The 10265-nt window shown below is 65.0% G+C and carries 4 protein-coding genes and 2 pseudogenes; all 6 read left to right on the plus strand.

The genetic code is table 11. The annotated features are described in order from the left end of the window. Positions 1-37 precede the first annotated feature (37 nt). Positions 38-1824: pseudogene (ligD, locus tag OOJ09_RS31570) on the plus strand (DNA ligase D). Between the two features lie 162 nt (positions 1825-1986). Next, on the plus strand, positions 1987-2958 hold the full coding sequence (locus OOJ09_RS31580; protein WP_269908968.1) for an ArdC family protein: 972 nt from the start codon (positions 1987-1989) through the stop codon (positions 2956-2958). After that, on the plus strand, positions 2955-3326 hold the full coding sequence (locus OOJ09_RS31585; RefSeq protein ID WP_269908969.1) for a DUF2958 domain-containing protein: 372 nt from the start codon (positions 2955-2957) through the stop codon (positions 3324-3326). Before OOJ09_RS31580 ends, OOJ09_RS31585 begins: the two co-directional genes overlap by 4 nt. A gap of 170 nt (positions 3327-3496) precedes the next feature. Then, positions 3497-5629: a ParB/RepB/Spo0J family partition protein gene (locus OOJ09_RS31590; RefSeq protein WP_269908970.1), complete on the plus strand. Its 2133-nt coding sequence runs from the start codon at positions 3497-3499 to the stop codon at positions 5627-5629. A gap of 96 nt (positions 5630-5725) precedes the next feature. Next, positions 5726-10075 carry a strawberry notch family protein gene (locus tag OOJ09_RS31595; protein ID WP_269908971.1) on the plus strand — a complete coding sequence of 1450 codons (4350 nt, stop codon included), beginning with the start codon at positions 5726-5728 and terminating at the stop codon, positions 10073-10075. Then, positions 10072-10265 (plus strand): annotated as a pseudogene (locus tag OOJ09_RS31600) (DNA primase); the annotation flags it as partial. The gene OOJ09_RS31595 and the pseudogene OOJ09_RS31600, both read left to right, overlap by 4 nt.

Genomic DNA, 10265 nt, shown 5'->3' on the forward strand with positions numbered 1-10265 from the left:
TGACCACATACCGGTGGGCGGGGATTGGCTCTTCGAGATGAAGTTCGACGGCTATCGTGCCCAAGTCGCCATCTCCGGCTCAAACGTCGTCGTCTATACCCGCAATGGCCACGACTGGACCCGACAGTTCAAGGTCATCCTGCCGCCGCTTCAGAGACTGACCAAAGGCGCGGTGCTGATCGACGGTGAGATCGTCGCCATCGACAGCCAGGGCCGCACGAACTTCTCCATGCTGAAAACCGGCATTGCCGCGGGTATGCCCCTCAAATTCTACGCCTTTGATCTGCTTGAATTCGATGGCGAAGATCTGTCGAACCAGCCGCTCCTCGAGCGCAAGGAGCGACTTGAGTCCCTGCTGGGCGCTCGCCCACCTGACGACTGCCTGCAATTCTCCAGCCACATCGTCGACCAGGGAAAAAGGGTGTTCGACGCCATGTGCGAGGGCGGCCACGAAGGTGTCATCGCCAAACGCGCCGACAGCTCCTACGTCGGAGACCGCACCTGGAGTTGGCTCAAGATCAAGTGCACGAAGCGACAGGAATTCGTCGTCGGCGGTTATCGCCCAAGTGACACAGGACATGGCATGGCCTCGCTAATCCTCGGCACTTACGACAATGGCAAGCTTATCTATCGCGGCCGCGTCGGCACGGGGTTCACCGCGGCGATGCGCAAGGACATCCTGGCGAAGCTCGAGAAACGCCGTGTTGAGAAACCGGCTTTCGCTTCTGTTCCGAGAGACATTGCCCGCCGTGCCCGGTGGGTGAAGCCCGAGCTTGTCGCCGAAGTCACCTATGCCGAAGTGACACCGGACGGCAGCTTGCGACATCCAAGTTTTGAGAGCATGCGCGAAGACAAGCGAGCCGACCAGGTGGTGATGGAAATGCCGAAGACGCCGGCAACTCTTGGCTCCGCCAATCTCGATCCGGGAATCGGCAAGGAGATCGCCGCTGCTGTCGGCGTCAAGCTGACGCATCCCGACAAGGTCATGTATCCCGGGACCAAGGTGACCAAAGCCACGCTCGCGGCCTACTATGCCATGGTCGCCGATAAGATGCTGCCGCACATCCAGGATCGGCCGCTGTCACTGGTGCGCGATACCGACGGCGACCTTCAGCAGATTTTTTTCAGAAACACAGACTGCCAGGCATGCCCAAGGCCATCCATGACGGCCAGTTGGAGAAGATGTCCGGGAAGGAAAGCCGGATCTTGTGGATCGATGACCTGGCTGGGCTGATCGCAGCCGTCCAGATGAACGTGCTCGAATTCCACATCTGGGGAAGCCTGCGCCAGCAGCCGGATCTGCCACACCGCATGATCTTCGACATCGACCCCGACGAGGGCTTGGGCTTCACTGCCGTCAAGCAGGCAGCCCTCGACATTCGGGGCATCCTGGAAGCGCTTGGACTGCAGTCGTGGCCGTTGCTGTCCGGCGGCAAGGGCGTTCATGTGGTCGTGCCGCTCGTCCCGGAGGCAGACTGGGACGAGGTCAAGAGCTTCTGCCAAGACTTCGCCGAACTGCTGGCCCGTACAGATCCGTCGCGCTTCGTCGCCAACATGAGCAAGGCCAAGCGCAAGGGCCGAATGTTTGTCGATTACCTACGCAACGGCCAGGGATCCACTGCAATCTGTCCCTGGTCCACTCGGGCACGCGCGGGGGCGGGGTGCGCGGTGCCCGTCAGCTGGGAGGAGTTGCCCTCCTGCGAAAGCGCCAACGGTTTCGATGTTTTCGCCGCCGCCGAGCGGGCTCAGATGCCGGAAGCCTGGGAAGGCTATTTCGACGTCGAACAAACGCTTACCGAGCGCATCCGCCACGCAGTCCGGTAGGAATAAGCATTTGGCGCGGACCGCCTTTGCCCAGAATTCGAGAGCGTCCCCCTTCTGCGGGAGGCCCCCGCAACGCCGTCTAGAGTGAGAGTACGGACCGGTTTGCCGTGACGGGTTGAGAGCTGGAGGAGAGGCCTCCGGCGCCCGTCGCGGAGAACCGCGATGTCCAGACATTACGCTCGCGCCGGCGCCGACCGGTCAAGCCTCTATGACGATATCACCAGCAAGATCATCGCCGAACTGGAAGCAGGGCGCTTTCCCTGGGTGCAGCCCTGGGGCACGGCGGCGGCGCAAGCGCCCCTTGCCATGCCGGCCAATGCCGCGACAGGCCGCGCCTATTCCGGGATCAACGTGCTGATCCTGTGGGGTGCGGTCGTCGAGCAAGGCTTTCCCATCCAGGGCTGGCTGACTTTCCGCCAGGCGCTATTGCTGGGCGGCCATGTCCGCAAGGGCGAACACGGCACCACCGTCGTCTATGCTGACCGCTTCATCCCTGACGACGAGAAGCATCGCGCGCGGGAAACCGGCGAGGCGGCACAGGCCATACCGTTCCTGAAACGCTTCATCGTGTTCAACGTAGCGCAATGCGAAAATCTGCCCGACGATCTGGCCGCGGCTCCGCCTGCACCAGAACCCGGACTGATCGAGCCTACAGTCGAGGCGCTGATCAAGGCGACAGGTATCGATTTTCGCATCGGTGGCAGCAGTGCCTATTATGTGCCGGCGCAGGACTACGTGCGGGTGCCGCCCCCGCAGGCCTATTTCGAGACCATCGACTGGCACCGCACCGCCCTGCATGAGCTTGGGCATGCGACCGGCCATGCCTCCCGCGTCGGCCGCGACCTCGGAGGCGCCTTCGGCACCAAGAGATATGCTTTCGAGGAACTGGTCGCCGAGATGAACGCAGCCTTCTGCTGCGCCTCGCTTGGCATCGTGCCAACCGCGCGCCACGCCGATTACCTGGCCTCCTGGCTCGAGGTCCTGCGCGAAGACAACCGCGCCATCGTTCGTGCCGCCTCCCAGGCCAGCAAGGCGGCCGACTGGCTGCTTGCCTTCCTGCCGCAACCTGACGGTGCGGCCAGGGCAGGCCCGGCCGACGTCGATGAGGCCGAGATCGACAGGAGGGCGGCATGATCCTCCTCACCGACGAACTGCGCGAGCGCCTGCTCGCCAATGGCCGCGAGCGCAACGCCGATCACGCACCGGTCGTGAAGCTCTTCAATCCGCTCGGCGAAGGAACCTGGCTCGCGACGGAGCTGGGTGCCGATGGCGACGCCATGTTCGGTCTCGCCGATCTCGGCTATCCCGAGTTGGGCAGTTTCTCACTCCTCGAGATGACGTCGGTCCGGCTGCCATTCGGCATGGGCATCGAGCGCGACATTCTCTTTGCCACCGACCTGCCGATTTCGGCCTGGGCACAAGCCGCCCGCCGGGCCGGAAGCATTCGCAACGCCGAACGCGTCCTCTACCTGGCCGCCCAGTCTGGTCGGGAGGGCGCGTGAGATCTCAGCTTGAAATCCGCAAGGCCGCAGATGCGTAAAGCGTGTCTGCGGCCTTGTGTCCCTTCAGATCCGAGTGCAGCGCAGTCCTCAGAGTAAGAGGGCTGCGCCTTCCTTTGTGACGGGTTTGGAGGTCGAGAGAGTCTCGGCCGCCCGTCGCGGAGATAGTCCACATGGTTACGCCCAAGCAGAAGATCACCCTCAACGCCTCGCGTGATATCCCCTTCAACAAGCTGATGCTGAGCCAGTCCAATGTCCGGCGCATCAAGCGCGGGGAAACGATCGAGGACCTTGCCGCCTCGATCGCACGGCGTGGCCTGCTCCAGAGCCTCAACGTCCGGCCAGTGTTGGATAGCGAGGGCAACGAGACCGGCATGTTTGAGGTGCCGGCTGGCGGGCGCCGCTATCGCGCGCTGGAACTGCTGGTCAAGCAGAAGCGCATGATCAAGACCGAGCCAGTTCCCTGCGTCGTCACCAACGCCAACAGTGAGGTCCCGATCGAGGAGGATTCACTTGCCGAGAATTTTCAGCGCGAAGATTTACATCCGTTGGACATGTTTCGCGCCTTCCAGACCCTGCACGACCAAGGCGCCAGCCACGAGGAGATTGCGGCACGCTTCTTCGTGTCCGCTACCTTTGTCCAGCAGCGCCTGCGACTCGCAAAAGTTTCGCCCAAGCTGCACGAGGTCTACGAGCAGGAGGGCATGCAGCTCGAGCAGCTCATGGCCTTTACCGTGACCGACGACCACACCCGCCAGGAGCAGGTCTGGGAGGCGCTCGAAAACTCCTGGTCGAGGGAACCGCAGCAGATCCGGCGCCTTTTGACGGAGACCACGGTGCGCGCGACCGATCGCCGGGCGCTGTTCGTCGGTGTCGAGGCGTATGTCGCCGCCGGCGGCGTGGTGCTGCGCGACCTGTTCGAGTCCGACAATGGCGGCTGGCTGCAGGAGCCCGTTCTGCTCGACCGCTTGGTCCGGGACAAGCTCAAGTCCGCCGCCGACGAGATCGCGGAAGAGGGTTGGAAATGGATCGTCGTCGATGTCGATCTGCCCTATGGCCACGATCACGGCTTGCGGGCACTGGCCGGCACCCCCGTCAATCTGACCGACGCGGAGCGGGCGGAACGCGAAGCCCTGCGCGCGGAGTACGATCGGCTGCAAGCCGAGTATGGCGAATCCGACGAACTCCCCGACGAGGTCGATCAGCGTCTCGGCGAGATCGAGTCTGCGCTTGAGGCCTTCGAGAGCCGGCCGATGAACTACGATCCCGCCGATATCGGCCGCGCCGGTGCCTTCATCAGCATCGACCGTGCCGGGGACCTGATCGTCGATCGCGGATATGTGCGCCCCGAGGACGAAGCGATGCAAGCGGTCGACGATGACGCCGCCGAGCCCGACGGTGCGACCGAGAGCGAGGAGGGCAGGGACGATACTTCGGTTCGCCGCGCCACCATCACCATCGGCGCGCAAACGTCCGAGCCCGATGAGGATGACTGCGACGCCACCAAGCCGCTGCCCGAACGCCTGGTGATCGAGCTCACCGCGCATCGCACGTTGGCGCTACGCAATGCCGTGGCCGAGAACCAGCATGTGGCGATCACGGCGCTGTTGCATCGGCTCGTCCTCGACACCTTCGGTCATCGCTCCGCGACCGGCTGCCTCGAGGCGTTCGTCCGACATGTCCACTTGCCGACGCAAGACGCCGAGCTGAAAGACAGCCCCGCGGCCAAGGCGATCGACGAACGCCATGAGGCGTGGAAGAGGGACATCCCGCTCGGTGACGACCAGACTCTGTGGGCCTGGCTCGACAGTCTCGATGAAGCCAGTCAGCACACACTGCTGGCGCATTGCGTCAGCTATGGGATCAACGCGCTGTTCGAGCGCCCTAACCCCTATGGCAGCGGCGTCTCCCAGCACGGGCTGGAGCAACGCTTGCGCGAAGCCGACCGGCTCTCCCACGCCACCGGGCTCGACATGGTGGATGCGGGTTGGCGTCCGACGGTCGAGAACTATCTCGGTCGCGTTACCAAGGCCCGCATCCTCGAAGCCGTGCGTGAGGGCGTCGGCGAGCAGGCAGCTCAACTCATCGACCACCTCAAGAAGGGCGACATGGCCAAGGAGGCCGAACGCATCCTTGCCGATAGTGGCTGGCTACCCGAACCGCTCCGTCTGATCGATCAGGACGCACCGCCCGCGCAGCCGGGCGAGGGCGAGGAACCTGACCTGCCCGAATTCCTCGCGGGCGATGACGAAGACGACTCGGCGGCAGCCGATGAGGTCATCGCTCACGCGGTCGCTGCCGAATAGCACCCATCGACTGGGCGCCTCCGGCCTCCCCGTTTCCCTTCACCTCACCCTCGTGGCCCGACTCCCTGTCGGGCCTTTTCTCTTCAGGAGACATCCATGTCCGCCCACATCGTCTATGACAACGCCCCGCTCGGCTCGCTGATCCGCTACTCGGGCGGCACCCCCAAACCGCCCGCGCGCTTTGCAGCCGGCGCTATCTTCGCCGCCGCCGGCCTGCTGCTTCCCCGTCTCGAACGCGGCGAGTGCATCGACGCGCCAAAGCTGCGCTCGGCGATGGACGCCGCATTCGGCGCCTCCGACGCCGCCGGCGCCTGGGACTGGAAGCAGGCCTACGATGCCTGCGAGACCGCGACGGTCCTTTTCCTGCGCAAGTACGGAAAGGCGTTGTTCCGCCAGGCCGCGTCGCCGGCTCTCCGGCTTTCCGCATTGTCGAAGATCGCCGGTCTCATGCCGACGCATACCCGCCGATCCGAAGAGGCGCAGACCTTCCAGCAATTCTCGACGCCGATTCCGCTCGGCCTGGTCGCGGCAACGGCCGCCGCCATCACGCCCGCCGACCGTGTGCTGGAGCCTTCCGCCGGCACCGGGCTGCTCGCCATCCTGGCCGAGACAGCCGGCGCCTCGCTCGTCCTCAACGAGCTTGCCGAGACGCGCGCGGCACTTCTCTCCTGCCTCTTTCCGGCCGTCTCCGCCAGCCGCTTCGACGCCGCCCAGATCGACGACCATCTCGATCCCGGCGCCGTGCCGAGCGTGGTGCTGATGAACCCGCCTTTTTCGGTCATGGCCAATGTCGAGGGCCGGATGGCCGACGCAGCCTGGCGGCATATCGCCTCGGCGCTGGCGCGTCTTGCGCCTGGCGGGCGGCTGGTGACGATCACCGGTGCGAACTTCGCGCCCGACCATCCGGCCTGGACCGCCGCCATCACTCGCCTGCAGGAACGTGGCCGCGTCGTCTTCTCCGCTGCCATCGACGGCTCGGCCTACGCCAAGCATGGCACGACCTTTCCGACACGTCTCACCGTTATCGACAAGCTCCCGGCGGACGATCCCACCGTCTTCGCGGATGCTCCCGGCATCGCTCCGGATGCGGCGACGCTCCTCGCGTGGATTGAGGAGCGCCTTCCCGCGCGGCCGCCGGTCGTGATGGCCGCCGTTTCCAGCGCGGCATCGGCGGTCGCCGCGCCCCGCCCCGTGCACCGCTATCTCACACGATCGGCGAGAACCACGCCACGCATGTCGATCGCCGAACCGGAAGCCATCGACCTCGCCTATGAGGCTGTCGACTGGCAGGCGGCCGAGGACGGCCAGATCAGCGACGCCATCTATGAGGCCTACGGGCTTCAGGCGATCCGCATCCCCGGCTCTCGGGCTCACCCCACCCAGCTCGTCCAATCGGCGGCCATGGCCTCGGTGGCGCCACCCAAGCCGAGCTACCGGCCGCGCCTGCCGAAGAACGTCCTTGACCTGCTCTCGGACGCGCAGCTCGAGACCGTCATCTATGCCGGCGAGGCTCACGCCGAGTATCTCGCCGGCGCCTGGATGCTCGACGATACCTTTGACGTGGTTAGCGCCGCGGCCGATGACACCGCGGGGGCCGTGCGCTTCCGGCAAGGCTTCATGATCGGCGACGGCACGGGTGTAGGCAAGGGCCGCGAGTCCGCCGCCGTCATTCTCGACAATTGGATGCAGGGCCGGCGCAAGGCGGTCTGGATCTCCAAGTCCGACAAGCTCATCGAGGATGCGCAGCGCGACTGGTCGGCGCTCGGCATGGAGCGCCTGCTGATCACGCCGCTTTCGCGTTTCCCGCAGGGCAAGCCGATCGTGCTGCCGGAAGGCATCCTATTCACCACCTATGCCACGCTGCGCTCCGACGATCGCGGCGAGAAGGTTTCGCGGGTCAAACAAATCGTCGAATGGTTGGGTCCGGATTTCGATGGGGTCATCATTTTCGACGAGGCGCACGCCATGCAAAACGCCGGTGGCGGCAAGGGCGAACGCGGCGACGCCGCTCCCTCCCAGCAAGGCCGTGCCGGCCTCAGGCAACAGCACGCCCTGCCGAATGCCCGCATCGTCTATGTGTCGGCGACTGGCGCCACCACCGTCCACAACCTCGCCTATGCCCAGCGGCTCGGCCTCTGGGGCGGCGAGCATTTTCCATTCTCGACCCGAACCGAGTTCGTCGAGGCGATCGAGGCCGGCGGCGTGGCGGCGATGGAAGTGCTGGCACGCGACCTCAGGGCACTCGGCCTCTATACGGCCCGCTCGCTCTCCTTCAACGGCGTCGAATACGAACTGCTCGAGCATGAGCTGACGCCCGAACAGGTCCGCATCTATGACGCGTACGCTGGGGCCTTCGGCGTCATCCATAACAATCTCGATGCGGCGATGCAGGCGGCCAACATCACAGGCAGCACCGGCACGCTCAATGCCCAGGCCAAGACGGCCGCGCGCAGCGCCTTTGAAAGCGCCAAGCAGCGCTTCTTCGGTCATTTGTTGACCAGCATGAAGACGCCGACCCTGATCCGCTCCATCACCCGCGATCTGGAGGAGGGCCATGCGGCCGTTGTCCAGATCGTCTCGACGGGCGAGGCGCTCATGGAACGGCGGCTGGCCGAGCTGCCGACTGAGGAATGGAACGACGTCCGAGTCGACATCACGCCGCGCGAGTATGTCCTCGACTATCTAGCCCATTCCTTCCCGGTGCAGCTCTATGAGCCCTTCACCGACTCCGAAGGCAATCTGTCGTCGCGCCCGGTCTATCGCGATGGCCAGCCCGTCGAGAGCCGCGAGGCGGTCGCCCGGCGCGAGGAGCTGATCGCCAAACTCGCCAGCTTGACGCCTGTCCCCGGCGCGCTCGACCAGATCGTCCAGCATTTCGGGGTGGACATCGTGGCCGAGGTCACCGGTCGCTCGCGCCGCATTGTCCGCAAGAGCGAGCGCCTTGTCGTCGAAAACCGTACCGGGTCAGCCAACCTCGCCGAGACGCAGTCCTTCATGGATGACCACAAGCGCGTTCTGGTTTTTTCGGACGCGGGCGGAACGGGGAGGAGCTACCACGCCGAACTGTCGGCCCGGAACACGAGACTGCGTGTGCATTACCTGCTGGAAGCTGGCTGGAAGGCCGACACCGCCATTCAGGGCCTGGGACGCACGCATCGCACCAATCAGGCGCAGCCGCCGCTCTTCCGGCCGATCTCGACCAATGTGAAGGCGGAAAAGCGCTTCCTCTCGACGATCGCGCGGAGGCTCGATACGCTGGGCGCAATCACGCGCGGCCAGCGCCAGACCGGCGGCCAGGGCCTGTTCCGGCCAGAGGACAATCTGGAAAGCCACTATGCCCGCGATGCGCTACGGCAACTCTATCTGCTGATCGTACGCGGCAAGGTCGAGGGCTGCTCGCTCGAGCGTTTCGAGGCGGCGACCGGTCTCAAGCTGATGGATGCCAATGGCATCAAGGACGAGTTGCCGCCGATCACCACCTTTCTCAATCGCCTGCTCGCACTGACCATTGCGCTGCAGGGCGTGCTGTTCGGTGCCTTCGAGCAACTGCTGGCGGCGCGCGTCGAGGGCGCGATCGCGTCAGGAACCTACGACGCCGGACTGGAGACGCTGCAGGCCGAAAACTTCGTCGTCACCGATCGGCAGGTGATCTACACCCATCCGCGCACCGGCGCCGAAAGCCGCCTGCTCACGATCACCGAACGCAAGCGCAATCGGCCCGTCACGCTCAATGCGGCTCTCGATCATCTCCGCGATCCGCCTGCCGTACTGCTCATCAACGAGCAATCGGGCCGAGCCGCCGTACGGATCCCGACCCCCAGCGTCATGCTCGACGATGGCGAGGTCGAGCGACGTGTCCGCCTGATCCGGCCGATGGAAGGCCAGAACATGCCGCTCAAGGCCATGGGCGAAACACGCTGGGTCGAGGCCGACCGCGAGGCTTTCACAACTTCCTGGACGGGCGAAATCGCCGGTGTGCCGGAGTTTTCGGACTCGGTCTTGCACATGGTCACCGGCCTCCTGCTGCCGATCTGGAAGCGCCTGCCCAATGACTCGACCCGCGTTTATCGACTTCAGACCGACGAGGGCGAGCGCCTCATCGGCCGCCGCGTCTCGCCGGCATGGGCCGCCAACGCCTCTGCGACGAACGTGGTTGCGCTGTCGCCGGAGCAGGCGTTTGCGGCTCTGATGGACGGCCGGACCATCCTCGATCTTGCCGAGGATCTCCAGCTTCGCCGCAGCCGCGTCATGGGCGCGTGGCGCATCGAATTGTCCGGCTTCACCGACACGATGCGCGAGCGCCTCACCGCCTACGGTCTCTTCCACGAGATCATTTCGTGGAAGCTCAGGATGTTCGTGCCGATCGACGCCAACGGCCTCGCGGTGCTGGAGCGCGTGCTCGACCGCTTCCCAATCGAGCGGGTCAGTGAGCGGGAGGCTGCATGATTCCGCGTCACGCTGCATCCGACCTCGCACACCGCCTCGGCGAATATGCCGAGGCGGTGTGCCGTCATTACCTCTCCAATGGCCGTCGCCAAGGCAAATACTGGACCGTCGGCGACGTCCGCAACGCGCCGGGCCGCTCGATGTTCGTGCGTCTGCAGCCATCCCCGAAGGGACCGCCAGGCAAATGGAC

It is taken from the genome of Mesorhizobium qingshengii (assembly GCF_027563465.1).
GTDB classification, from domain to species: Bacteria; Pseudomonadota; Alphaproteobacteria; order Rhizobiales; family Rhizobiaceae; genus Mesorhizobium; species Mesorhizobium qingshengii_A.

Bases quoted from the DNA above. Each gene is read 5' to 3' on its own strand.
- OOJ09_RS31580 (WP_269908968.1), top strand. From the start codon at position 1,987: ATGTCCAGACATTACGCTCGCGCCGGCGCCGACCGGTCAAGCCTCTAT.
- OOJ09_RS31585 (WP_269908969.1), top strand. From the start codon at position 2,955: ATGATCCTCCTCACCGACGAACTGCGCGAGCGCCTGCTCGCCAATGGC.
- OOJ09_RS31590 (WP_269908970.1), top strand. From the start codon at position 3,497: ATGGTTACGCCCAAGCAGAAGATCACCCTCAACGCCTCGCGTGATATC.
- OOJ09_RS31595 (WP_269908971.1), top strand. From the start codon at position 5,726: ATGTCCGCCCACATCGTCTATGACAACGCCCCGCTCGGCTCGCTGATC.